The organism is Candidatus Velamenicoccus archaeovorus (genome assembly GCF_004102945.1).
Classification (GTDB): domain Bacteria; phylum Omnitrophota; class Gorgyraeia; order Velamenicoccales; family Velamenicoccaceae; genus Velamenicoccus; species Velamenicoccus archaeovorus.
In genome coordinates, this window is record NZ_CP019384.1 from 1,716,978 (window position 1) to 1,741,250 (window position 24,273).

Sequence of the window (24,273 nt, forward strand, 5' to 3'; positions counted from 1 at the left end):
TGCTCTTCCTTTGTGTGAGATGACCCAAACGACTTTTGCTTATCCTTTTAAACGCCGAGGCCTTTAAGTTCTTTTAAGGCCTCCTCGATCATCTCCTTCGGATAGTGGAAATCCTTGAGGTTGCCGGAGAGATAATTGTCATAAGCGGTCAGGTCAAAATGGCCGTGACCGCTGTAATTGATCACGATGCATTTGGCTTTCTTCTGTTCCCTGGCAACCAGGGCCTCCTGGATACCGGCGTGAATGGCGTGCGCCGTCTCCGGCGCAGGCAGATGCCCCTCGGCCTTGGCAAAAAGGATCGCCGAAGAAAAGATCCCTGTCTGGGAAACGGAGACGGGACGGATGATCTTTTTGTCGATCAGCGCGCTCACGAGAGGTGCGCAACCGTGATAACGCAGTCCGCCGGCGTGGATGCCGGGCGGAATGAAGCTGTGGCCAAGCGTGTACATCTTCAACAGCGGCGTCAGCTTGGCCGTGTCCCCATAATCATAACAGAAAGGCCCGGCAGTCATCGTCGGACACGCCGTCGGTTCTACGGCCACAAAATCGATCTTGGCCCCTTTGAGCTTGTCCTTGACAAACGGGAACACAAGCCCCGCAAAATTACTGCCGCCGCCGACACACCCGACAAGGACGTCCGGTTTTTCGCCGATCATCTTGAGCTGTTTTTTGGTTTCCAGGCCGATCACGGACTGATGCAAGAGCACGTGATTCAAGACGCTCCCTAAAGAATACTTGGCGTCGTCGTGCGTCGCCGCGTCTTCGACCGCCTCTGAAATGGCAATCCCCAGACTCCCCGGCGTATGAGGATGCTTTTTAAGGATCTCCCGGCCGACGCGGGTATGCTCCGAAGGGGACGCAAAGACTTCGGCGCCCCAGATATGCATGAGGGATTTCCTGTGGGGTTTTTGCTCAAAACTCACCTTGACCATATACACCGTGCACTTCAATCCGAAGATGCTGCAGGCGTGGGACAGGGCGGATCCCCACTGGCCTGCGCCTGTCTCCGTGCAGATGCGGTTAACGCCCTCTTTCTTGTTGTAATACACCTGGGCAATGGCCGTATTGGCCTTGTGACTGCCCGGCGGGCTCAAGGATTCATCTTTGTAATAGATACGCGCCGGCGTCTTTAAGGCCTTCTCAAGACGCACGGCCCGCTTCAATGGCGACGGCCGCCAGATCTTGTAGATCTCGCGGATCTCGTCCGGGATATCGATCCAGCGCTCCCGGCTCAACTCCTGTCTGATCAGAGACTTCGGGAATATCGGCTCCAGGTCCTTAGGATCCAGGGGTTTCTTGGTCGCCGGATTCATGGGCGGAGCCAGCTCAAACGGCAGGTCTGCGGCAACGTTATACCACGAGCGGGGAATATCCTTCTCCGACAAATAGATCTTTTCGTCAGATGTCTTCATAGGATGACCCTCACTTGATTTTGTCTTCCAGTCTCTTTAAGCGTGCCAGAATTTCATTGGTCTTGAGATAGCCGCAGATCAGCTCACGGATGAACGCCGTCAACAGAAAGATGACAAAGAACGCCACCCCAAGCGAAATCCACGGATGCTGCCGGATAAACTGTCCCCAAGCATCCATCCAGCTGGGCCGCTGGATACGCTGGGAGGCCTGGGTAAAGGCCTCGATCAAGGCATTACGGAAGGCTTCGCTATCCTGGAGCACGGGGTCAAAGGAATTATAGGGCATAAGTCTCCTGTTTTTAGGACATTATTATACCCTGAGATGGAGGGATTTTGAATAGAAATCACGGGGAAGGACCCCCTCCGCTTGACCACTCGAAAATTTCGTGCACGGTATAACCGTGCGTGAAATTTTCTTCGTAAGCTTCGGGGTGGTTCACACGGCTATACAACCGTGCGGGATAATCCCTGTCTAGTAACAGACAGACATAAGTCGTGGCCTCCCTGAAAGGCCACCTCTTTCTACCCCGATTCGCCAAAGACGCTTCGTAAGACGATAAACGACATGATCCACCCACCACTACTGCGTCCGCCGCCACTTCTTCGGCGGACGGCCGACGATGCTTTAGTGGCGGCCTTTGGCGGGTTTTGTTGGGTCAGATAACTTATGTTCGGTATCGCTTTATAATTCTCTTTTATAGACTACCCTGATTCGCCAGATACGCTTCGTAAATTTTTTTACGAAAATTTACTTCGCTGGCGAACAGGGTTAATTCCTGCCTGCCGGCAGGCAGGCGGCCAACGACTTATGTTCACTCAGCTTACGCTTCGTTCCATAAGCCGTGGCCTCATTAAAAAAAGAAGGCTGGGGTTAGCCAGCCTTGATGAGTGAAGCGCTTAGTGCGACTCTCTCGCACCCGCTCCTTTCTTGTATAGACAAGTTTACGGATTTTGCCAGGCCAAACAAGGGAAAAAACAGCTTTTCAAGAAAGCGTTTTCTTGTTTAGTCCGCCCTAAGGGCGGACTAAACAACCCCGAAGCTTACGCAGAAGATTTCGTGCCGGATGGCCGTCCTGGCCGGCTACGCCAGGCCGACGGCCTACCCTGGCATGAAATCTTCAAGTGCTTAAGCAAGGGGCTAAATCAAAAAACTGCTCACTTCTTCTTCAACCCTTTCGGGGAATCGACGGAAAGGACGTTCGTGGACTGGACGAAATAAACGGGGTTACCCTCGGCGTCATAGCGATCATCGATCCGGAAGACCTTTGTCGCCACCAGCTTCATCTTGAGGACGGTGCCGTCCTCCAGGAAATACTGGTTGAAATATTCGTTGGCCTGATTGATATCAATGGGCGTCGCATCGACGAGCTCCGCCCCGAAATTAAGCTTCACCTTATCCGCCATAGGAGCCTCACTTTGCCTGTGATTCGACAGTATCTTGGGTGTTTTGAATGATCTGCTTGACCCTCGGGTTGTTCATAAACCTGAGGAATTTCTCGTTGGTCCGCAGGTAATCGAGGTCCTGGCGCTCGATCGCCTCTTTGATCTTGGGATCGGAGACGATGGCTATCACTTCCTGGTCTTGGGACAGGTCCTGGATGCCGGAGATCGTCTGGGGATTTTCCGTAATGGCCTTCTGGTATTTCTCCCAGTTCAACTCGCCCCTGTCTTCGAAGCTTGCAATATCCGTCTCGCGTATGGTCACGATCCCCATCGTGGAGGTCATGATGCGGTAGTTGCCGTCTTCCTTGCCCAGGACCTGCCCGACAACGACCCCGCCGTCCTTCAATTTAATGAAGGCGTTGGCCTTGACCTTCTCCTGGCCCTGCTCAGCCGCAAAGCCGGCCAGCGCAAAAAAGCATAAGCCGCAAAAAATGACGACGGGAATCCCGAGGAAATGTTTGGACCCAAAAACGCCTTTATCCTTCACCGTCTTTTCCATTGGAGTTGTCCTTGCGGGTTTTCAGCCGCAGGCCCGCCTGCGGCTGTGTTTATTCTCTCAACTGCCGTGCCTTTTGTCAAGCAACACCGCCTGCCGCCGGAAACCTCACGGCTCCAAGCACCTGACCACTTCGCCCACATACATCTGGTGGTAATCTTTTTTGGGATAATTGTCCTCAATGGAGGGATCCAGGAAACATCGGGGATCGACCCTCTGGGCATAGATCTTTTTACAGACGATCACCAGGTGCGCCTGGGCAAAATAAACCGCCCCGCTCTTGTCGGAGCGCACGGTCAGGCCGGTCGCCTCCACCTTGTTCACATCCCTGCCGGACTTCGAACCGCAAAAATTCAGGACCTTCCGATATTTTTCCGTAAAAAAATTCAGCGTGTAAAAAGAGTTCTGCTCCATGAACCCGTAGGTATGGCGGTTCGGCCGCACGAAGCAAAAACAGACCGGCCTGTGCCACAAAACACCCCACGCGCCCCAGCTGGCGGTCATCATGTTATGCGCCTCCTGCGTGCCGGCGGAGATCAGCATCCAGTCCTTGCCGACAGCCCGGAAAGGATTGTCCTTGATCTGTTCGGGTTTCAATATCATGGATTTCCTGGCCATAACCACCCTCCTAAGACTCTCAACTGCGCAGCGCCGCATTGTCCGTGATCTGGACCGCGACCAGGCCGGCATACTGTTTATCGACGTATCTGACGGACACCAAATCGCCCTGATTGACGTCATTGAGCGAGATGACCTTGCCGAATTGCTCCACCTCGGTATTATCCGTCACCACAAACGTGATTTCATCGCCGCCCGTATTGACGACAAGCTTGTCGCCGACCCAGTCGACATCGGCGACCCATCCCTGGATCTCCGGCATCCGGGGGACGGCCGCAGGATCCACATCCTCGGCCGGCACGTCCCCGCAGCACAGGAGCGCCGCAGACAAAACCATAAATGCTGCTTTTTTCATGCGTATCCTTTCGTTTGGACTTTGCAGAAACCCTCCACGCTTATTCCTGGGCGGCCAATATCTGAAGGCGCCGCAAAACCTCCTGCATCGCCGGAACGGACAGGTCGCGCTCCAGAGAAAAACGCGGCTTGCGGGCAAATATCTTCTTTGCATCCTGCGTCAACAACTCAAAGCCGTCGGCAAACAGCGACAAGACAACCGGCTTCACCTCAGTATCGGCCAGGAACGCCTGGGCCCTGACCGGCTTATCGGACGTCACAAAAAATTTGGCGAACTCCACATCCTGCATCCGGACTTCACTCAGCCATCCCAGATACTTGCCGGCGCGGTGCGCCCAGGTCTCCCTCTGGACCTTGACGACAAACGAACTTTTTTTGAAAAGGTACACTTCAAGATATGAAGGCGAATTCCTGCTTTCCGGTATCAGCCGCACGCGCAGGCGGTATCCGCCGACAGAAACATCCCAGACCGGAAACAAGGAAAACCGCGCCACGCGGCCGCCGAACTGCCTTTCCAGCGCCTTGAGAGCGCCGACCCTCTTCAGGTTCCATCCGTAATAAACCCCCAGAAAAACAGCAAAGATCAGGAATAGAGGGCCAAATTCGACGATCACAGACCGCAGACCAGGAGGAATCCCCGAAGGCATGCCGCGCACCCCAGAGGCTGCCTCCAGCCAACCGCATCCCACAAGACCGGCCGCCGACAAGCCGAGAACGACAGGACTTTTTCTGAAAAACGGTAACGCCCGCCCCATGCTCCTCCTCATGCCATCAACTGCTACACCCCGCGCTTATCGGCACCTGGCGCTAAATGGTATTGCGCCAGTGTTCGCCCGCCGGCGAAAATTGCGCGCCTGCCTGCCGGCAGGCAGGGGTGTTCCGCCAACTGCTACACCCCGCGCTTATCGGAATTGCGCGGGTGTTCCGCCAACTGCGGAAGAAGTTTGCGATAAATATAAACGGTCGCCATCATGACCGTCGGTATGGCGGCGAAGATACCGATCAGCAACGCCGCCATCCCCAAAAGGACCACGCCGATGCCTACCAGGTCGAACCAAAAAATATCCCAACGAATACCCTCTGTCACCTTCGAGCTCAATTTCAACGCCTCTACAGGCCCCGCCTTTTTGTCGATGATGAAATAGGAAAAAAACTGGAAACGCACCGCCCACATGAAGCCGGGCACGACCAAGAGAATGAGGCCACCCAGGACAATGAGGGAATAAAGAACAGAACTGGCCAGGTATTTGAAAAAAAGACCGTAATCCGCAAAAAGGCTACCGAGCCCCGTCGGCGCGCCGTCATGGATCTGGAGCGTTACGCGGATCATCCCCATCTGGACGACAAGGCCGACGGCCCAAAAAACGAAAGTACCCACGACATGGGCCACGGGAAAAAGCTTGGGGTTCAGGTGGGAAAAATAACTCTGCACGCCGCTCGCAGCCATGACGATCAAAAGCGCTCCGGCAAAAAACCAGAAGTGTTTTTTCATCTTTTCCCACCCAAAACCAAACGCCTCCTGCCGGGTAAATCTCTTGGCTTCCATTTAGCCCCCCCTCTTTGCCTTCACATACGGTTATGGACCGTTCTTCAACGGTCAAGAACTTTCAAAAAAGCCTCCACGACGGCCGGGGCGAATTGCGTCCCGCTGCCTTTCTTGAGCTCGGCAATAGCGGTCTCTTTACTAAGCGCATCGCGGTAAGACCGCCTGGACGTCATCGCATCGTAGGCGTCCGCGGCGGTCACGATCTGCGCCCAGGGATCGATCTGACCCTCTTTGAGCCCGTCGGGGTACCCCTTGCCGTCATACCGCTCGTGATGAGAGCGCACAACAGCCAGCATCTTCTTTTCCAGAAAAATGGGCTTCAGGATCTCCTCCCCTGTCACGGGATGCTGCTTGATTGTGGCCCATTCCTCATCGGTAAGCTTTTCGACCTTGTTGAGGATCCTCTCATCAATGCCCAGCTTGCCGATATCGTGGAGCTGGGCCGTCTCCTTGAGCATGTCGGCTTCTTGGACGCCAAACCCCATCTGGAGGGCGATGGCCCTCGAATAATCCGCTACGCGGTCCGAGTGTCCGCGCGTGTAGCTATCTTTGGCCTCGAGTCCCCGCACCAAAGACTCGACGATACGGTAAAAATAATCGCGCAGGGCACGGCGCGATTCAAGCAGGCTTCCTGCCATCTTATTGAAAGAATCCCCCAGCTGGCTGATCTCATCATGGCCCTTGATATCGACTTTATAGCCCAGGTCTCCGGCAGCGATGCGCTGCGTGGCCTCCCGGAGTTTCAAAATAGGCCCTGTTGTCTGCCTGGACACCCAGATGCCCAAAAGAAGAGAAAGAACGATGCCGAACGCCAGAACGATCAGAAAACGGCGGTTGAGTTCCCGCTCCATGTCGAAGACGTCTTTGGCGGAAATATCAATACCCAGCACGGCCACGGCCCGGCCCGTCTTGTCGCGCACAGGCGCATAGCCGGACAAAGTGACGCCCCACTCGTCGACCATCAGCTTTTTGTCGGCCGACGGGGCCTCGAACGCCTTTTCCATCTCCGGGAAACGCGAGGCGTCATAGGGATCGCCGGGATAAGAAGTCAGGACGCGGTTGTTCTTATCCTTGACCACAGGATTGATGTCCACAATGAACTGCCAGGCCCCGTGCTTCTGCGTCTGCGTCATCGTATAGATATAAAGGATCCTGGGGTTTGTCTCCTTGATCCGGCGCAGGACCGCGGCGATCGCCTGATAAGCTTCGCTATCGACCCCTTGCCTGTCGAGGGGGACGGACATCAGCGTATCGCCGTCGATCATCAGGCTCGCCGTCTTTGTCAGGACGATAAGCCCCTGCCTCAACTGCTGGAACTGGGCCTCAAGGCTGACGCGATGGATCAGGATGTTGCCGAGGAAGGTGACGAAGAACAAGGAAAAGATGAACGCGACGGTGACTTTCGCGCGGAAACTCAAATACAGAGGAAATATTTTCTTCATGGACGAGAAATCGCTCCTGTTCTTGCCGTAGTGTTAGCATCAGCATAACGCAAAAAAGGGGAAATGGGAATAAAAAACCGCAAGAAGGAACGCTGAAAAGGAAGCGGACAGGCCCGACAAAAACTTGTTGAATTCGAAAGGTATTTTTTGTATAATCTTCCCACTCTAAAGATTGCTTCGGGGACGTCGCTTTCCCGCCTGGCGCCCTTCGGGCTTGGCGGGATCCCGCCCAAGCGCAAGCGACGGCGGGAAGCCTGGTTTATTATTCTGGCTGTGATCCGAAAGAATAGTTCTTTTGTACTATGCATTATGTGTATATAATCAGGAGCCAGAAGAACCATCAGTTTTATATAGGTTCAACTAAGGATGTTCGTGATCGCATCAAACAACACGAGCGAAGCGAGACAAAGTCGCTGAAAAATAAAGGTCCATTTGAGATAGTTCGTATCGAAGAGTTTGTTACAAAGACGGAAGCCCTAAAAAGAGAGAAGCAGATAAAACGCTATAAGGGCGGCCGCGCATTTAAGAAACTTATCGCAAAAACTTCGGGGACGTCGCTTAGCCTGGTTTAAGGCCCTTGATTGTCGATCAAGTGATCGTGGGTTCAAATCCCATCGTCCCCGCCAAAATAAAAGAGGCCGCACAATGTGCGGCCTCTTCTTTATGTGCTTGGTCCCCTGCAAATTTCCCCCTCGCAAAAACACTCGTAAATTCTGTCGCCCGCCTTCGGCGGCTCCACAATTTACTTCGTTTGCAAGGGGTATTTTAGAAAGCGCAACCGCAACTATCCCTCGCTGCCGCTTCATTTCCCGACAGCAGCTTGGGACTCGATTTTACTCGCTGCGCTCGTAAAATCTCGTGGGCGATGGAGGACTTGAACCCCCGACATTCTGCGTGTAAAGCAGACGCTCTAACCAGCTGAGCTAATCGCCCGAAAGCCTAACCTCCGCCGTAGGCGGATCAGCCCTGGCCTGCCCAAAGGGCAGCCGAGGCTGAAATTGTCCCGACGCTTGCCACCGGCAAGGTCGGGATCCCGACCGAACGCATGTGAGCGTCGGGACGCCAACCGCCCGAAATATAACCTCCACCACGAATGGATCAGGCTCCAGCTAAAACTGCCCGCCACAAAAATATCATTTAAGGCGGGTCCGCCTCTGGCGGAAACTAACCGCCCAATGCCTCTCTTCTCTGTTACGCTCCGGAAAATTTGCCCAGGGCGATAAGCGAAAAGACCATGACAAAGAGGGCGACGGTCTCCGTGATACCGAGCACGGCCAGATAGTTGCCGAAACCTTTGCCCGTCTCGCCCATCGCGTCGCAGGCCACAGCCGCGCACCGACCCTGCCATAAGGCGGACAAACCAATGGCCAGGCCGCAGAAAGCGCCGATACCCCACAGATACTGTCCCTTGTTAGCCAACTCCAGGACCTTGTTCATGACGATGTTGCCGTAGATCGTCTGCGTCAGGGGCGCGCCGACAAGCGCGACGAGAAGAAAAGACGCAGTCTTGTTCTGCGAAAAGTTCTTTTTCCAGGCGCCGATGGCCGCCATGCCGGCCGTGCCTGCGCCGATCGCAGAGCCGCAGGCCGCCAGGGCCAATATGAGCGCCGCCCCCAAATCTTTAAATTGCACCAGCACATTTCCTTCCATTGTTCCCTCCTTGATTTTGCCTATAGTGGGTAACTCTTCGTTACAAAATCAACCCCGAGCCTGCGCAGAAAATTTTTGCCGACTGGCCAGCTTCGCTGGCCGAGTCGTGGCAAAAATTTTCAAGCGTTTAGGCGAGTGGGTTAATCCTTTATTCTTCTGCAAGCGGCTTATACGGCGTCCCCGACCACGTCACGGCCGCGTGCCCCGAAAACTCCAGCACATTCAACCGGACGCCATGCACAAGGACCGACATGGGACCCAGGACGATGTTAAGCGCGTGGCCGGCGATGACGATCGCCACGGCCCCGATGATGCCGATGATCCCCGATGCGGCGGCGCCGGCCGCCATGAAATTAAAAGCGTCGGCAATGGCGATGGTCGCCAGCCCGACGGCAAAAAGACGGATGTAAGAGACGACATCCGTAAAATTATTCACGAGGCTCAAGGCCAGCGTCCCCAGCCCGGAGCCGACGGCCCTGAAGATATTCTTCTGGAAATTGACGAACACGACCACGAGCGCGATCCCGGCGATGATGAAATATTTCCCCGCGGAAGGGAAAGGATCGCCCAACAGCAGGGTCTTGGCCAGGAAAAACGCCGCCCAGATGATGGACAGCCACCCCAGCTCCGCCACGGCGACCGGCGACGGCAGAAGGACGGCAAAGCGCCACAGGTGCGCGATCGTCAAATGGACCGCGCCGATCCCGAAACAGAGCGCCTGGACAAAACCGGCATCATTAAGTTGAGGCAGCGGGGCCTTGATGCCCAAGTTCACGAGCCAGGTCTGGCCGAAGAATACGCCGCTCAAGGCCCCCCAAACAATGGCGCATGAGCTCAACACATACATAAGAAAGAACGGCGCCTTGTTCTGCACGTTTTTGCCGAACTTGCGATACGCCCAGAGGGTCAAAAGAAAATAAACCAGGCCGTATCCGGCGTCGCCGATCAGGATGCCGAAAAACAGGCTGAAAAAAAGCAAAAACGTCGGACTGATATCGAGTTCCTTATATCCAGGGGTGATCTCAAGAAGTTTGAGGACCGGCTGGATAAGAGAGATCCAACGGGGATTGCGCAACAAGGTCGGGACGCGGTCTTCCGGCGAAGGATCGTCTGTAAAAAGGCCCCACCCCTCCTTTTGGGCGGCGCCGGACAACACCTCCATCTGATCAGACGGCGCATATCCCGTCAGATACGTCAAAGCCCCTTCCTGCCCCATGCCGGCGACGGCCTTGGCAAACTCAAGGTCTCTCTCTAAAACTTTCTTCTGGCGCAAAAAGCATTCTTTGTGACACTGGACAGCCCGGCCTTCCCGGACCAGCTGCTCCATGACCTGTCGGTCTTCTTCGCGGCGTTTTTTCATGGCCGCCAGGCCCGTCTTCGGCGGGACGATCTCCTTGAAAGGGACAGCGACGGGCTCGCGCGAGACCACGGCGCATAGCGCGCTGCCCTGGTGCGTGCGCAGGACCTCCACAACAATGTCCCGGGGAAACTTCTTCAGATCGGAGACAGGCGCCTGATACAATCGCACATAGATACCACGGTCGCGCAACGTCTTTAAAAGCTGGGGGTCAAAATCGCCCCACGGCTCCCATTCGCCGATATTGACCGCCAGACTCCGGGAAAATTCCTTGAGATGCTGATAGCGCTTCCCCAGATCGATGACATGAAGCACATCCTGTTTCCAGTCTTTCTCTTTCTTCGAAGCCGCAGGGGCTTTCGTCTCATCGGCAAAGATCTCTTCCTGCAGGACGACCAGGGCCTCGTCCAAAAGTTCGATGTCGCGCTGGCATGCCTCGACATCCTTGCCTGCCGGCGTTCTGTCGTGCTCGACGTGGACGACGCCCAGCGAACGCAGGCGCTCCACCAGCCGCTGCGCGTCCTTGGCCTCGACGATAATGCCGACTTTTTTCATAGGTACAATCATGCTACGGCACCTTTAATGAGCGGACAATTTACGCGAAGCGAATAATATGAGTAAGCGTAAATTGTAGTCCCGCACCTGCGGGACGTCCGCGAATTAAACCCAGCACGAATTTTATATTTTTAATGATTCTGCTATCCGCGCTTTTAAATATGTCCTTGCTTGACCGTATTGCTTTAGCTTTGTCTCTCTTCTCCTTGCGTCAACTTCCGAAAGAAAAGCCTCATAATAAACGAGCTTCGATGCCGCACGATCTTTATCGTGCTGCCGGATACGTCTTTGTAAATCGCTTGTATAACCGTAATAAAAACTCGCCGCTATCTTTATCTCTTAAAACATACACGTAGTACATAAAATTCGTGCTGGGTAGCTTCGGGCTAATGGCTTATGCTCGCTAACGCTCCATAAGCCATGCCCTCAGTTATCTTCCTCTTGGCGATCTTGGAACGGCCGACCGCATTCGTCATCTGGTCGCCGATGTAAATCTTGATCAGGCGGATCGCCTCTTCGGCTTCGGGGATCTTGACCTTCTCGAAAAGGTTGACGCGCTGGGTCGTGATCCGCAATTCCTGGCGCAGGATGGCCTGCGCTTCATTGAGGACTTCGATTTCTTTGCGCAAAGACACGATTTCCCTCAAGGCATCCACGGCCTGGTCCACCCACAAGGGCGTCAGGAACAAATCGTATTCGGCAGGGTCAAAGACAAGGCGTTCAAAGACGGGCAGATCGACGCCGGCGACGTTACGCATCCCGCGCACGACCTCTTTGGGTCTCAGCCACGCCTCCAGAGAGACGCTTTTATCCGTCAGCAGGCCTGCCCACGCCTGGCGCTGCGCGACCTTCGACTTCTCTTTGGTCCGCCGGTCCTCCAGGGCCGCGTTCAAATGCAGGATCTCCAGCTGCAGCTGTTGTTTTTTCAGCTGGAGAGTCGGCAGATAACGCTCGTAGCTCTTGAGGGCATCCCGTTGGCGCTTTAATTCGCCTTTGGTCAGCTTAATCTTCATCTTATTTCTTGGGGCCCGCCCCGTTAGAAAAAATTTCCCGTTACGTTTTTTATCCTGCCAATAATACCGCCCACAACCAAAGCTTCTGTCTCAAACCTACTCCATATTTTTTCTAACGGGCCAGTATTTCTCGATCAGGGCCTTCTTGATGCCGGTCTCTTCCGGCGAAAAACATTCGGCCAGGATCTCCCACCCCCGGTCCAGCGCGCGCTCAAGCGAAATATTGACCTCCAGCGACATCATCTGGCTTTCAAAGAGTCCGCCGTAGCGCAGGAGTTTCTTGTCCCAGTTCGACATCTGGAACCCCATGGCCTGCTTCTCCAGGGTCTCCCTGTAGCTGGCAAACAACTGGATCATGGTGTCCATGATCGTGCGGTGGTCGTCGCGCGTGGCGCCGTTGACCTGTTGTTTGAGACGGGAGAGCGACCCAAAGGGCTCAATCACCTTGTTTTTGAGATAAAACTGCCCTTCGGTGATATATCCCGTGTTATCCGGCACCGGGTGCGTCACGTCGTCGCCTGGCATGGTCGTCGCGGCCAGGATCGTGATGGAACCCGCCGTATCGAAATCAACGGCCTTCTCGTAACGGCTGGCGAGCTGGCTGTAGAGGTCTCCCGGATAGCCGCGGTTCGACGGCACCTGTTCCATAGTGATGGAGACTTCTTTCAAGGCGTCGCAGAAATTCGTCATATCGGTCAAAAGGACCAGGACCCTCTTTCCGGCCAGGGCGGATTGCTCGGCAACCGCCAGGCTCAAATCGGGCACAAGCAAACATTCGACCGTCGGGTCTGCGGCCGTATGGATGAAGAATATCGCGCGTGACAACGCGCCGGCCTCCTCCAGGGTGTCGCGGAAAAAAAGATAATCGTCGTGTTTCAGGCCCATGCCTCCCAGGATGATGATATCCACCTGCGCCTGGATGGCGATACGGGCCAACAATGCATTATAGGGCTCGCCGGCAATCGAAAAAATCGGCAGTTTTTGCGATTCGACCAGCGAGTTGAAAACGTCGATCATGGGAATATTGGTGCGGATCATCCGGCGGGGGATGATGCGCTTGACCGGGTTGACCGATGGCCCGCCGATATCCACCATGTTCTCTGAAAGCGCCGGGCCGCGGTCCAACGGCTCGCCCGACCCGTTGAAGATGCGGCCTAAAAGGTTTTCGCCGGAGGCCACGCGCATGGGATGCCCCAGAAACCTGACCTGGTCGCCGGTAGAGACGCCGCGGCTGCCGGCAAACACCTGCAATGACACCCGCCTGCCGTCAATACGGATGACCTGCGCCAGAGAAACGCCGCCCTTGGTCATGACCTGCGCGATCTCCATGGATCCGATGCCGTCGGCCTCGACGGTGATGACATCGCCTGCGATCTGGATGATGTTCGTATAAACTTTATGCACGTTCGCCGTCCTTTTTGGATTTAAGCTGGGTCTCTATCAAAGCCTGGATCTCGTCTTGTATCTTTTTGTATTCGCCAGTGTCCTGCGCCGCCGAGTTCCAGCCGCGGAAGAGCTGACGCAATTGGTGAAAAAAGTGCAGAGCGGCTTCCTTGTCCGTAAACGCGAAATCCGCCTGCAGGACGTTTTTGTAGATAAAGCCGTAGACGGCCTTCTGGCGCTCGGCGCTTGTCGCCTCATCGACAGGGTCGAAGGCGTTCTGCTGCAGATAGACGAAATCGAAAAATTCGCCTTTGAGATAATCCACGTAGTCCTTGAGGGACGTGCCTTCCTCGCCGATGACTTTCATCATCTGGCCGACATCGTGGCTCTTGCGCAGGATCGCGTGGCCGGCGGCGATCTCGCGGACGTCGATGATGCTGGGATACTTGCTCCAGCTGATCAAAGGGTCTATCGCCGGATACCGGCGGGCGTCCGATCGCTCGCGCGAGAGGCCGTGGAAGGCGCCGACGACCTTGAGGGTCGCCTGCGTCACCGGTTCTTCGAAATTGCCGCCCGCAGGGCTCACCGTGCCGCCGATCGTAACAGACCCCATTGTGCCGTCATAGAGCCTGACGACGCCGGCGCGCTCGTAAAAAGAAGCGATGCGCGACTCAAGGTAGGCCGGAAAGGCCTCTTCGCCGGGGATCTCTTCCAGGCGGCCCGACATCTCCCGCATGGCCTGCGCCCACCGCGAGGTCGAATCCGCCAAAAGCATGACATTCAACCCCATCTGGCGGTAGTATTCGGCGATGGTCACGGCCGTATAGACGCTGGATTCCCTGGCGGCGACGGGCATGGAGCTCGTATTGCAGATGATGACGGTCCTGTCGCTCAAGGGCTTGCCGGTCTTGGGGTCTTTTAATTCCGGAAACGTCTTTAACGTCTCGACGACCTCGCCAGCGCGCTCGCCGCAGGCGGCGATGATGACGATATCCACGTCCGCGTGTCGGCTGATGAGCTGCTGCAACACGGTCTTTCCGGCGCCGAACGGCCCGGGAACGCAATAGGTGCCGCCGCGCGCCACAGGAAACAGGGAATCGATCAGGCGCATCTTTGTCACCAGAGGTTCCGTCGGCATGAACTTTTCGGCGTAGGCCTTGATGGCGACCTTGACCGGCCAGGTCTGGACCATCCGGCATTCGACGAGCTTGCCGTTGGCGTCCTTGAGGCGCGCCACGACATCTTTCAAGGTATAGCGCCCGGCACCAACGATCTCGGCGACCTCCCACTCCCCTTTCAGGTCGAACGGCGCCATGATGGCATGCTTAAAAATCTTTTCCGGCACGGTGCCGAGCTTGTCGCCCGCCCTGACCTTTTGACCGGCTTTTGCCGATGGCGTAAAATCCCATTGGCCGGCGTCCGGCAGAGGGTCTTTATAAACGCCTCTCTTGAGGAAAAATCCGCATTCCTTGGCCAAATCAGGCAATGGGTTCTGCAGGCCGTCGAAGATCTGACCCAGCAGGCCCGGGCCGAGCTCGACGGACAACAAGGCGTCGGTGAACGTCACGGCGTCGCCGACCTTGACCCCTGTCGTGCTTTCATACACCTGGGCCTCGGCCTTGTCGCCGCGCACGCGGATCACTTCGGCCTTCAGGCGGTCGGCGCCGCAGGCGACATACGCCACTTCATTCTGGATGACATAATCATCAAAGGTGATCGCCACCATGTTTCCGTTGATGGCCGCCACGCGGCCTTTTCTTTCAGATGCCATAATAACCTCGCATAAGTAAAAAACAAACTCAAATAACCAATATCCAAGAACCAATAACCAATCAATGACCAGTAATCAAATTTCAATTATCAAACATTCCTTTGGTCATTCCATTCAGTTCACGACCAACGTCTCTTCCAGGATCTTTGTCCTGTCCGCCGAAGCGACGCGCTCCCAGCGTTCCAAGATCAACAGCTTCAGGCCGTAAGCCAAAAGGGCCTCGAAATCGAAATAATGCCCGAAGGATAATTCGTCGAGTTTTTTCCATCGTTCTTCGTCCAGGATCTTTTCGGCTTCAAGAGGCGCCGGCTGTCTGACCGCGTTAAGCGCCACCTGCACCACCCAGGAATCCCACCAGCCGTCATGTCGCAGGTATCTGCCGGCATCCGTCTGTTTGCGGGCCGAGCGCAGCTTGACCAATTCGTTGCGCAGGACGACCTCAAAAAGCTTCCAGGCCTTTAGCAGAGGAATGTCCGCCGGAGCGCCGGCGCTCCAGTCCGCGCCTTCAAGAGACGCCAAGACGGAAATCTCTTCTTCGCTGATCAAACCCCTGCAGCCCTCGAGGAATTTGGCATAGCTTAACGGCAATTTTTGCCCGAAGTGCAGCATCGGTAACGCGGAAACAACATATGTGTAATGTCCGGCCATAGAATCAGTCTTAAGTTGTAAGCCTTAAGCGGTAAGATAAAACTGAAAATTCCTTATTTCAAAAGCTCTGCCAGCTTCGGACGCACCAGGCCGGAAAGGTAGGCGGCCAGGGCCTTGTCGCTGAAATCAAAATGCGATTTGCCCGCGTCAAAACTGATGATAAACCCGCCGGCGACCTCGTCGGTTGACTTCAGGACGATGTCCCGCTTCAGCTCGTCCTTCAGACGGGAAAGAAACCCCTGTTCGAGTTTCCTCCGGTCGCCGTCCTGCAAAGACACCGTCACCTGACCCGCATCCTGGCCGCCGTATTGCTGGACGGCCAGCTTGACCAACGCCGCCAGCTCCTGGGGCCCAAGCGCCTGGCGCACGTCGAGCGTGACGACCTTCTCAAGCGTCGTCAGGATCTGTTTCTTCAGCGACAAGACAAGGTCGCGGCCGGCCTGTTTGAGGGCGGCCTCCGAGGCGTCCTTTTCCTGACGGATCTTCTCTTGGGCGTCATCCAGCAATTTTCTGGCGTCGCTTTCCGCGCGCGCGATGATCTCATCCGCCTGCTTCTGAGCGCGCGCCTCGATCTCTCCGGCGGCCTTCCGGGCGGACTCCACGCCTTCCTTTTGGATTTTATCTAACAATGCTTTGAGTTCCTGTGCCATAATCAACTCCTATCCGTATCAAAGTATCAGAGTGTCAAAGAAAAAAGACGACGGGTCTTGGTGCCGAGTTTTATAGCGCTCCCAACATCTTTTTCGCGGCGGCCAAAGGATCGGGCGCTTCAAGGATGGGCCGGCCGACGACCAGATAATTGCTGCCCGCGGCTGCGGCAAGAGCAGGGGTTGCGACGCGCTTTTGATCGCCGGCATCTCCATCCGGCAGCCTGATCCCGGGCGTCACGATAATAAAATTCTCTCCGCAGGCCTTGCGCACGGCGGCAGCTTCATGCGCCGAACAGACGACACCGTCAAGGCCGCTGATCTGTGCCTCCCGCGCCAGGGCTAAAACCGTCTCTTGTGTATTGCTGCTTGCCTTGGCGCTCGTCAAAACCGTTACAGCGACGATCTTCGGCTTTTCAATCTTTAACTGCGCCGCGCGTTCCCTGGCCGCTTCCGCAGCCCATCGCATCATTTCCTGGCCGCCAACGGCATGAACCGTCATCATAAAAACCGGATATCGCACCGAATCGCCTGTCGGCGCCGGAGCTTCAGGAGAACCAATGGTTGTTTCAGAAACGATAGAAATAGCTGTGCCGGTCGCAACAACACGACGAACAGTGTTGGGAATATCGTGGAATTTAAGGTCCAAAAAAACCTTCCCGCCCGTCTTCCCGATAAATTGCACAATCTCCGGTCCGCAAGCCGTGAAAAGCTGGCTACCCACTTTAAAATATTTCACAGCAGGATAAAGCTTTCCGACGATATCCTTTGCTTTCTGCAGGCTTTCAACGTCCAAGGCAACAATCAAATCAGTTTTCATAACATAACCCTTTTGCACTGTCTACTGTTCTATCAGGAGACATTCAGGCTCCCAATAAGCTCTTTGACGTCTTTGTAGTGGTGTTGCGACAGATAAGAGGCAATGCCCTCAACGACTTCGAGAGGAGTGCGGGGGTCGACGAAATTGGCGGTTCCGACAGCGACGGCAGTGGCGCCCGCGATCAGGAACTCGACCGCGTCGCGGGCATTCATGATACCACCCATGCCGACGATAGGCAAACTGATTTTGTTGTAGACCTGCCAGACCATGCGCAGTGCCATGGGCTTGATCGCCGGGCCGCTCAAGCCGCCCGTGATATTACCCAGGACGGGCCTGCGGGTCTCTACGTCGACGGCCATGCCCAAAAAGGTATTGACGAGACTGACCGCATCGGCGCCGCCATCCTGGACGGCCCGGGCGATCCTCGTGATGTCGCTGACGTTCGGCGACAATTTGACGATCAGGGTCCGGTCCGTCTTCTGGCGCACATCCCGGACGACCTTGTGCGTCAGTTCCTCGTCCTGGGAGATGATCTTGTCCTTATATTCGATGTTCGGGCAGGAAATGTTGAGCTCGTAGGCCGCGACTTCAGGGTAGGCATTGAGCGCCTCGATGACCTCGCCGTATTCGTTGCTCGTCTCGCCGCCGACGCTCACAATCAACTTTGTCCCCGCATCCCGGCACGCAGGCAGCTTCTCCTGAATAAAATCCTCCAGTCCTTCGTTCTGCAGGCCGATGGCATTGAGCATCCCGCCGGTCGTCTCGCAGATGCGCGGCGGCCGGTTGCCTTCCCGGCGGTTCTTGGTGATGGTCTTCGTTACGATCGCGCCCAGCCGGGCGGGATCGACGTAATCCGCATATTCCCGTCCGTAACCAAACGTGCCCGACGCCACCATGACGGGATTTTGCAGCTTCAAACTGCCGATGGCCACTTTAAGGTTCGGCTTACTCATGAATATTCCTACCTGTACAAAAGACTGTAAATGAGAACCCCCAGAACGAATAAAGTCACGGCCACATAAAGCTTGTCGCGTTGATAAGCGAACGCAAAAAGCGATAAAGCCACGCGCGCCAGGGGCGTCGCGATCAGGAACAGCAGGCCCAATTGGATGAGGCCGCGGCCATGCAGCGCCAGGGCGTTCTTGGCGATCCCGCCCACATGACACAGGTCTTCGGGTTCCCCCTGGAAAACCCGGTAATCGACGGTTTCGAGGCCATGACGGGACAGATACACGAGGCCTCCCAAAAACACCACAGAGCCGGAAAAAACGACACCCGCCCTCAACAGGGCCCCGATAATGACCTCCATGCGGTGATTCATCGATGCCGGAACTGCCGTATTCATTTTATTATCCATCCCTTGAGGCCCGAATAGATCATCTGCGCCGCCAAAACAACGATCACAGCGCCGAAAATCGTCCTTAATTTCCTTGTCTCCACGCCGAAAAGATGCCGAGCCCCCAGCATCGAACCGATCAGGACCCCCAAGACGACCGGCATGGTCAAGACAGGATCGATATATCCTTTATTGAGATAGATGCCGGCGCTGGCCGCGGCCGTCACGCCGATCATAAAATTACTGGTGGCTGTCGAAACCTTGAAAGGAAGGCGCATGGCTTGGTCCATGGCCAAGACTTTGACCGCGCCGGAACCGATGCCCAGCAATCCCGAAAGCACGCCTGCAATCGCCATCAAGCCGAATCCGGCCGGGACAGAACGGACACCATAAGACTTTGGGCCATGCGGCGTCGGATAAGTCCCGTTCATTTTCAAAAGAGCAGCGAATCGGTCCGATGCCTGGGTCCGGCGGCTTTCATCCTGGGGCCTGCTGGACAAATACGCGGAATTCATGAGGACGAGGCCGAAAATAACGGCAATCGCATGCGTGGGCAACCGCAAAGCCAGAAACGCCCCCACAACCGCCCCCGCCGTTGTTGCAATCTCCAAAAACATTCCGATCCGGATATTGCTGAAGCCCTCCCGGACATAAGCTGCGGCGGCGCCGGAAGACGTAGCGATCACGGCGATCAGCGAAGTGCCGATGGCATAACGGATATCCACACCGAAAGCCAATGTCAGCATCGGAATGATGATAAAACCGCCCCCCAGCCCCGTCAAAGAACCGAGATATCCTGCCACGGACGAACCGAGGCCGATCAGTATCGTTAATATCAAGACATTCATAAACCCTTAATCGCCCCAGATGATCTCTTCGGCATCGAAGACAGGGCCGTCGTGACAGATGCGCCGGTAACCCGACACCGTACGGATGACGCACCCCAGACAGGCCCCCAGGCCGCACCCCATGAATTCTTCCAGAGAAACCTGCGCTGCAAGACCCCTTTGCTGCGCCAGCGCGGCAACGGCCGCCAGCATGGCCTTGGGGCCGCAGGCGCAGATGACCGGCGCACCTTCTTGCCCGTCCGCCGAGACGGCACCATCTGTTGCCGGCGGCAGAATAGTTTTCAAAAGATCAGTCACGCGGCCCTTAAAACCCTTGGATCCATCCTCCGTTGCCACATGGATCTCGCACCCCAAATCCTTGAATTCTTTTTCCCTGATGATATGGTCTTTATTCCTTGCGCCGATAAATACGACGATCTTGGGCCCTCTTGCGTTCTCTTTGCGTCCTTCGCGAAGTCTCCTGGCCAAAAAGAACAAAGGCGCCACACCCATCCCTCCGGCCACAATATAGACACAGCGGCTCCGGCCGATCTTTTTAAGATCGAAACCGCGGCCCAGCGGCCCCAGGACGTCGATCTGTGTCAGGGGGCGTTTCTCGGCCAACAGCGCCGTACCCTTACCGACGACCTCATAAAGGATCCTCACGACATGTTTCTTCCGGCCGTTCTTTGAATGCGCCTGCCAGACGGCGTCATGAATGCTCAAAGGCCTGCGCAGGAGGGGATCGAAAGAATCTTCGATGCGCATATGAAGAAACTGCCCCGGTTCGGGCATCGCAAATCCTGCCGGAGCACAAAATTCCAAAAGCAGGTATTTGTCTCTCAAGAAAACGTTGCTTGCGATCTGAACTTTCATAGGATCAAGGCTTCTGCGGGGCCGTTCCCTCCGGCGTCTTTTGGGGAAGGGCCTTATTCTTCTTTTGCATGATCACCTGCCGGAACGACATGAGCGATTGCTGCTTGGCCTGCTCCGCGGCTTTCATCTGGGATGAAGCTTCGTCGAGCAACCCCCGCTCCAAGGCGCCGAACACCATGTATGTCGCCTTCAGATACGCCAGATAGGCCTCATGGCCCTGTTTGAACAAAGGCGGCACCGTCAAGGCGTTCAACTCGGAATAAACGAGGTCCAACGACTGGCGCGCATTGGCAAAATCATCACGCGTCGCCGTCGGAAGGTTCTGATAAAGATTGTCGATAGCGATCAGGCGGTCCGCATATCGCGTGGTGATATCAAGGAACTTCTTGTAATAGTCGAATTCTTCCTTGGTCAGGATCTCCTTGATCTCGGCCATGGTGAAAAACTGCTGATCGCCCTCCAGTTGCCCTTTTTTATACATGGACATCTCATAGACGGTCTCATTGCCCTCGGACACAGGCACCTTAAGGCTCTCCACCTCTTTCAAATAAGGGATCTGGCGGTCGACTGTCTGCTTGTCCAGTTCGACCTTGTCGACATCGTCCAGGAAAAAGCTAAGCTGCATCGTCGTGCCGCCGGTGTCGAGGGCGAAAAGATAACGGCGGTCGGACTTCCCCAGGATCCGGCCTTCATAGACCTTGCCGTTCTTGAGGATGATCTTGTCGGCCGCCTGGGCCAGAAAGGCAAACAAAAGGCACCCGGCCACAATCGCCCCTCCTATGGCCTTCATCCGATAATTTGGCATATCGCCCTTTCGTTTCTGCATTACCTTTTATGATACGCCTGCAGGGGCGTCACATCTAAATCTTTTTTCAACAAGACCTCAATGGCATTGACCGAAGCCTGCGCACCGGAAATCGTCGTGATGCACGGCAAGCCGTGCATGATGGCGTTGGAACGTATCTTGACCTCGTCTTCACGGGGGATCCGGCCGGAAGGCGTGTTGATGATCAGATGGATCTTGCCGTCCTTGATGTAGTCCAGGATATTGGGCCTCTCTTCATAAACCTTATGGATGACGCCGGTCTTGATGCCGTTTTTCTTGAGGGCATTGGCCGTCCCCTGTGTCGCGATGATATCAAATCCCAGGTCGATGAGACGCTTGACGATAAAGACGATCGCGCGCTTGTCCTTGTCCCGCACGCTGACAAAAACGGTCCCTGAAAGCGGCAGGTTCTGGCCGGCGGCGAGCTGGCTCTTCATGTAGGCCCGGCCGAGATCATCGTCGATCCCCATGACCTCGCCCGTGGATTTCATTTCCGGCCCCAGCATGATATCCACGCCCGGGAAACGGTTGAAAGGAAAAACAGACTCCTTGACCGATGAATATTCTGGAATGCGCTCCTGCGTGAACCCAAGGTCTTTCAATTTCGCCCCGGCCATGACCCTGGCCGCGAGTTTGGCGAGCGGCACGCCGATGGCCTTGGAAACAAAAGGAACGGTGCGGGAAGCGCGCGGATTGACCTCCAGGCAATAAAGCTTGTTGTCGCGGATGGCATATTGGACGTTCATGAGCCCTACGACTTTCAGCTCTCTGGCCATGGCAATGGTCGACTGCCGGATCTTGTTGACCATCTCTTCGCTCAGGCTGTAGGGCGGCAGCACCATCGCCGAATCGCCGGAATGGATGCCGGCCTCCTCGATGTGTTCCATAATGCCGCCGATGACGAAGGTCTCGCCGTCGGCGAGCATGTCCACGTCCACCTCCACCGCGTCCTCAAGGAATTTGTCGATCAGGATGGGGTGTTCGCCGGAGACGCGGCTCGCCTCCAGGATAAAGCGCTCCAGGGTGTCTTCGTCGTAGACGATCTCCATGGCCCTGCCTCCCAAAACATAAGAAGGGCGCACCAAGACCGGATAGCCGATACGTCCGGCGACGCTCTTGGCCTCTTCGAAATTCCTTGCCGTCCCGTTCGGCGGCTGGCGCAGCTTGAGCTTATCGAGCATGATCTTGAATTTTTCGCGGTCCTCGGCGATGTCGATGGATTCGGGGCTCGTGCCGATGATGTTGACGCCGGCCTTCTTTAAGGCCAGTGTCAGGTTCAGGGGGGTCTGACCGCCCAACTGCACGATCACCCCCCACGGTTTTTCCTTGTCGACGATATTCAAGACGTCCTCTTTGGTCATCGGCTCAAAGTAGAGTTTGTCGGACGTATCGTAGTCGGTCGAGACCGTCTCGGGATTACAGTTAACCATGATCGTCTCGAATCCGGCTTCCTTCAGGGCGAAAGACGCATGGACGCAGCAATAATCGAACTCGATGCCCTGGCCGATCCTGTTGGGGCCGCCGCCCAGGATCATGATCTTCTTTTTAGTATCGGGCCTGGACTCGTCTTCCATCTCATACGTCGAATAATAGTACGGGGTGTAGGCCTCGAATTCCGCCGCGCACGTGTCAACGAGCTTATATGTCGTCTTGGGCCCGCAATGACTCCTGAGTTCCTTGATCTCGTCCTCGTGCACGCCGAAAAATACACTCAGCTGCCGGTCGGAAAACCCCATCTTCTTGGACTGTTCCAAAAGCACAGGCGTCAGACGGCTTTTGAGATCACCCTTGGCGCCGGCCACATCCCGCAAGGCCGTCTCGAAATCAACGATCTCTTTTATATTTTCCAAAAACCACCGGTCGATTGCCGTCAGCTCGCCGATCTCCCCGACGCTCATGCCGATACGCAAGGCGTCGCCGATATAAAAAATGCGCGCGTCGCTGGGCTGGCGAAGTTTTTTGGTCACAAATTCCCGGAGATGCTGGGGAGAATCGAATTCCATCGCACCGATCACGCTGTCGAGGCCGTTGCGTTTGATCTCCAGGGAACGCAGGCCCTTCTGCAGGGCTTCCTTGAAGGTGCGCCCGACGGCCATCGCTTCACCGACGGACTTCATCGAAGTGCCGAGAGTGGCGTCGGCACCCGGAAACTTCTCAAAGGTAAAACGCGGAACCTTGACGACGCAATAGTCGATCGTCGGCTCAAAAGAGGCCGGGGTCTCCTTGGTGATGTCATTGGGGATCTCGTCGAGCGTGTAGCCGACGGCGAGCTTGGCGGCGATCTTGGCGATCGGAAACCCCGTCGCCTTGGAAGCCAAGGCCGAGGATCGCGATACGCGCGGGTTGATCTCGATCATGACCATGCGGCCGTTCTTTGGATTGATGGCGAACTGGACGTTACAGCCGCCTGTGTCGACACCGATCTCGCGGATGGCGCGGATGGCGGCGTCCCGCATCGTCTGGTATTCGGCGTCCGTCAAGGTCTGCGCCGGGGCGACGGTGATCGAATCTCCCGTATGAATGCCCATAGGATCGAAATTTTCGATAGAACAGATGATGACGACGTTGTCCTTGCGATCGCGCATCACCTCCAGCTCGAACTCTTTCCATCCGAGGACCGATTCTTCCAGGAGGACCTCGTGGATCATGCTGTATTCCAGGCCGCGCGAAACAAGATCTTCGAATTCCTGCATGTTGAAGGCGATGCCGCCGCCGGTCCCGCCCAAGGTAAAACTCGGCCGGATCACGATCGGCATGCCGAGGATCTCGACGGCCTTCTTCGCTTCGTGCATGGACTTGATATTGATGCTGCGCGGCAGATCCAGACCGATCTTCTGCATGGCCTTTTTGAACAAATCCCTGTCTTCGGCCTTCTCGATCGCCTTGCGGTCCGCGCCGATCATCTGGACCTTATATTTTTTCAAGACGCCCCTCTTGGCCACCTCCACGGCGACGTTCAGCCCCGTCTGGCCGCCCAGCGTCGGCAGGAGCGCATCCGGCCTCTCCTTGGCAATGATCTTCTCGACGACCTCGGGCGTCACGGGCTCGATATAGGTCGCATCCGCGAATTGAGGGTCTGTCATGATGGTCGCGGGATTGGAGTTAACCAGGACAACCTTATAACCCTCTTCCCGCAAGGCCTTGCAGGCCTGGGTCCCGGAATAATCAAATTCGCAGGCCTGGGATATGATGATAGGGCCGGAGCCGATGATCATGATCTTCTTCAAATCTTTGCGTTTTGGCATAAATTCCC

Annotated in this window: 25 protein-coding genes and 2 tRNA genes; 2 read left to right on the top strand and 25 right to left on the bottom strand. The window is 55.7% G+C overall.

Annotation, left to right across the window (positions count from 1 at the left end; all coding sequences use genetic code 11):
- Positions 1-47: 47 nt before the first annotated feature.
- The 9 genes from BU251_RS07985 to BU251_RS08025 form a co-directional block, all read right to left on the bottom strand.
- Complete coding sequence (locus BU251_RS07985; protein ID WP_128700659.1) at positions 48-1,412, bottom strand: TrpB-like pyridoxal phosphate-dependent enzyme; 1,365 nt, start codon at positions 1,410-1,412, stop codon at positions 48-50.
- A 10-nt stretch (positions 1,413-1,422) separates the two neighbouring features.
- Positions 1,423-1,698, bottom strand: coding sequence for a hypothetical protein (locus tag BU251_RS07990; protein WP_128700660.1), 276 nt, complete (start codon positions 1,696-1,698; stop codon positions 1,423-1,425).
- Positions 1,699-2,567: 869 nt separating this feature from the next.
- Entirely contained in the window at positions 2,568-2,816 is a 249-nt protein-coding gene (locus BU251_RS07995; protein WP_128700661.1) for a hypothetical protein, read from the bottom strand.
- A 7-nt stretch (positions 2,817-2,823) separates the two neighbouring features.
- On the bottom strand, positions 2,824-3,354 hold the full coding sequence (locus tag BU251_RS08000) for a hypothetical protein (RefSeq protein WP_128700662.1): 531 nt from the start codon (positions 3,352-3,354) through the stop codon (positions 2,824-2,826).
- A 105-nt stretch (positions 3,355-3,459) separates the two neighbouring features.
- Complete coding sequence (locus BU251_RS08005) at positions 3,460-3,969, bottom strand: flavin reductase family protein (RefSeq protein ID WP_128700663.1); 510 nt, start codon at positions 3,967-3,969, stop codon at positions 3,460-3,462.
- Positions 3,970-3,988: 19 nt separating this feature from the next.
- Positions 3,989-4,324, bottom strand: coding sequence for a hypothetical protein (locus tag BU251_RS08010; protein WP_128700664.1), 336 nt, complete (start codon positions 4,322-4,324; stop codon positions 3,989-3,991).
- A gap of 40 nt (positions 4,325-4,364) precedes the next feature.
- A complete protein-coding gene (locus BU251_RS08015; RefSeq protein WP_128700665.1) occupies positions 4,365-5,078 on the bottom strand; it encodes a hypothetical protein in 714 nt (237 codons plus the stop codon).
- 134 nt (positions 5,079-5,212) lie between these two features.
- Entirely contained in the window at positions 5,213-5,869 is a 657-nt protein-coding gene (locus BU251_RS08020) for a hypothetical protein (protein WP_128700666.1), read from the bottom strand.
- Positions 5,870-5,913: 44 nt separating this feature from the next.
- Entirely contained in the window at positions 5,914-7,311 is a 1,398-nt protein-coding gene (locus BU251_RS08025) for an HD domain-containing phosphohydrolase (protein WP_128700667.1), read from the bottom strand.
- 302 nt (positions 7,312-7,613) lie between these two features.
- Between BU251_RS08025 and BU251_RS08030 the strand changes: the two genes are divergently transcribed.
- Both BU251_RS08030 and BU251_RS08035 read left to right on the top strand, forming a co-directional pair.
- On the top strand, positions 7,614-7,883 hold the full coding sequence (locus BU251_RS08030) for a GIY-YIG nuclease family protein (protein ID WP_128700668.1): 270 nt from the start codon (positions 7,614-7,616) through the stop codon (positions 7,881-7,883).
- Positions 7,859-7,937, top strand: a tRNA-Asp gene (locus tag BU251_RS08035). Before BU251_RS08030 ends, BU251_RS08035 begins: the two co-directional genes overlap by 25 nt.
- A 233-nt stretch (positions 7,938-8,170) precedes the next feature.
- Here BU251_RS08035 and BU251_RS08040 read toward each other — a convergent pair.
- The 16 genes from BU251_RS08040 to carB form a co-directional block, all read right to left on the bottom strand.
- Positions 8,171-8,244: transfer RNA gene (locus BU251_RS08040), tRNA-Val, on the bottom strand.
- Positions 8,245-8,502: 258 nt separating this feature from the next.
- Entirely contained in the window at positions 8,503-8,961 is a 459-nt protein-coding gene (locus BU251_RS08045) for a V-type ATP synthase subunit K (RefSeq protein ID WP_128700669.1), read from the bottom strand.
- 148 nt (positions 8,962-9,109) lie between these two features.
- Positions 9,110-10,873 carry a V-type ATP synthase subunit I gene (locus BU251_RS08050; protein WP_128700670.1) on the bottom strand — a complete coding sequence of 588 codons (1,764 nt, stop codon included), beginning with the start codon at positions 10,871-10,873 and terminating at the stop codon, positions 9,110-9,112.
- Between the two features lie 123 nt (positions 10,874-10,996).
- On the bottom strand, positions 10,997-11,209 hold the full coding sequence (locus BU251_RS08055) for a GIY-YIG nuclease family protein (protein WP_320416950.1): 213 nt from the start codon (positions 11,207-11,209) through the stop codon (positions 10,997-10,999).
- A 50-nt stretch (positions 11,210-11,259) separates the two neighbouring features.
- Positions 11,260-11,886 (bottom strand): V-type ATP synthase subunit D, encoded by a 627-nt coding sequence (locus BU251_RS08060; RefSeq protein WP_128700671.1) that lies wholly within the window; start codon positions 11,884-11,886, stop codon positions 11,260-11,262.
- 96 nt (positions 11,887-11,982) lie between these two features.
- Positions 11,983-13,290, bottom strand: a complete 1,308-nt coding sequence (locus BU251_RS08065) for a V-type ATP synthase subunit B (protein ID WP_128700672.1) — start codon at positions 13,288-13,290, stop codon at positions 11,983-11,985.
- Positions 13,283-15,040, bottom strand: a complete 1,758-nt coding sequence (locus tag BU251_RS08070) for a V-type ATP synthase subunit A (protein ID WP_128700673.1) — start codon at positions 15,038-15,040, stop codon at positions 13,283-13,285. The genes BU251_RS08065 and BU251_RS08070 overlap by 8 nt, the downstream gene beginning before the upstream one ends.
- A 114-nt stretch (positions 15,041-15,154) precedes the next feature.
- Positions 15,155-15,688 (bottom strand): DUF2764 family protein, encoded by a 534-nt coding sequence (locus BU251_RS08075; RefSeq protein ID WP_128700674.1) that lies wholly within the window; start codon positions 15,686-15,688, stop codon positions 15,155-15,157.
- 53 nt (positions 15,689-15,741) lie between these two features.
- On the bottom strand, positions 15,742-16,338 hold the full coding sequence (locus BU251_RS08080) for a V-type ATP synthase subunit E family protein (protein ID WP_128700675.1): 597 nt from the start codon (positions 16,336-16,338) through the stop codon (positions 15,742-15,744).
- 70 nt (positions 16,339-16,408) lie between these two features.
- On the bottom strand, positions 16,409-17,155 hold the full coding sequence (gene pyrF / locus BU251_RS08085) for an orotidine-5'-phosphate decarboxylase (RefSeq protein WP_128700676.1): 747 nt from the start codon (positions 17,153-17,155) through the stop codon (positions 16,409-16,411).
- Between the two features lie 32 nt (positions 17,156-17,187).
- Positions 17,188-18,108 carry a dihydroorotate dehydrogenase gene (locus tag BU251_RS08090; protein WP_128700677.1) on the bottom strand — a complete coding sequence of 307 codons (921 nt, stop codon included), beginning with the start codon at positions 18,106-18,108 and terminating at the stop codon, positions 17,188-17,190.
- Between the two features lie 8 nt (positions 18,109-18,116).
- On the bottom strand, positions 18,117-18,500 hold the full coding sequence (locus tag BU251_RS08095) for a DUF1634 domain-containing protein (protein WP_228767806.1): 384 nt from the start codon (positions 18,498-18,500) through the stop codon (positions 18,117-18,119).
- Positions 18,497-19,339, bottom strand: a complete 843-nt coding sequence (locus BU251_RS08100) for a sulfite exporter TauE/SafE family protein (RefSeq protein WP_128700678.1) — start codon at positions 19,337-19,339, stop codon at positions 18,497-18,499. Before BU251_RS08100 ends, BU251_RS08095 begins: the two co-directional genes overlap by 4 nt.
- A gap of 6 nt (positions 19,340-19,345) precedes the next feature.
- Complete coding sequence (locus BU251_RS08105; protein ID WP_128700679.1) at positions 19,346-20,194, bottom strand: dihydroorotate dehydrogenase electron transfer subunit; 849 nt, start codon at positions 20,192-20,194, stop codon at positions 19,346-19,348.
- A 4-nt stretch (positions 20,195-20,198) separates the two neighbouring features.
- On the bottom strand, positions 20,199-20,999 hold the full coding sequence (locus BU251_RS08110; RefSeq protein ID WP_128700680.1) for a hypothetical protein: 801 nt from the start codon (positions 20,997-20,999) through the stop codon (positions 20,199-20,201).
- 20 nt (positions 21,000-21,019) lie between these two features.
- Positions 21,020-24,265: a carbamoyl-phosphate synthase large subunit gene (carB, locus tag BU251_RS08115; protein WP_128700681.1), complete on the bottom strand. Its 3,246-nt coding sequence runs from the start codon at positions 24,263-24,265 to the stop codon at positions 21,020-21,022.
- Between the last annotated feature and the right edge of the window lie 8 nt (positions 24,266-24,273).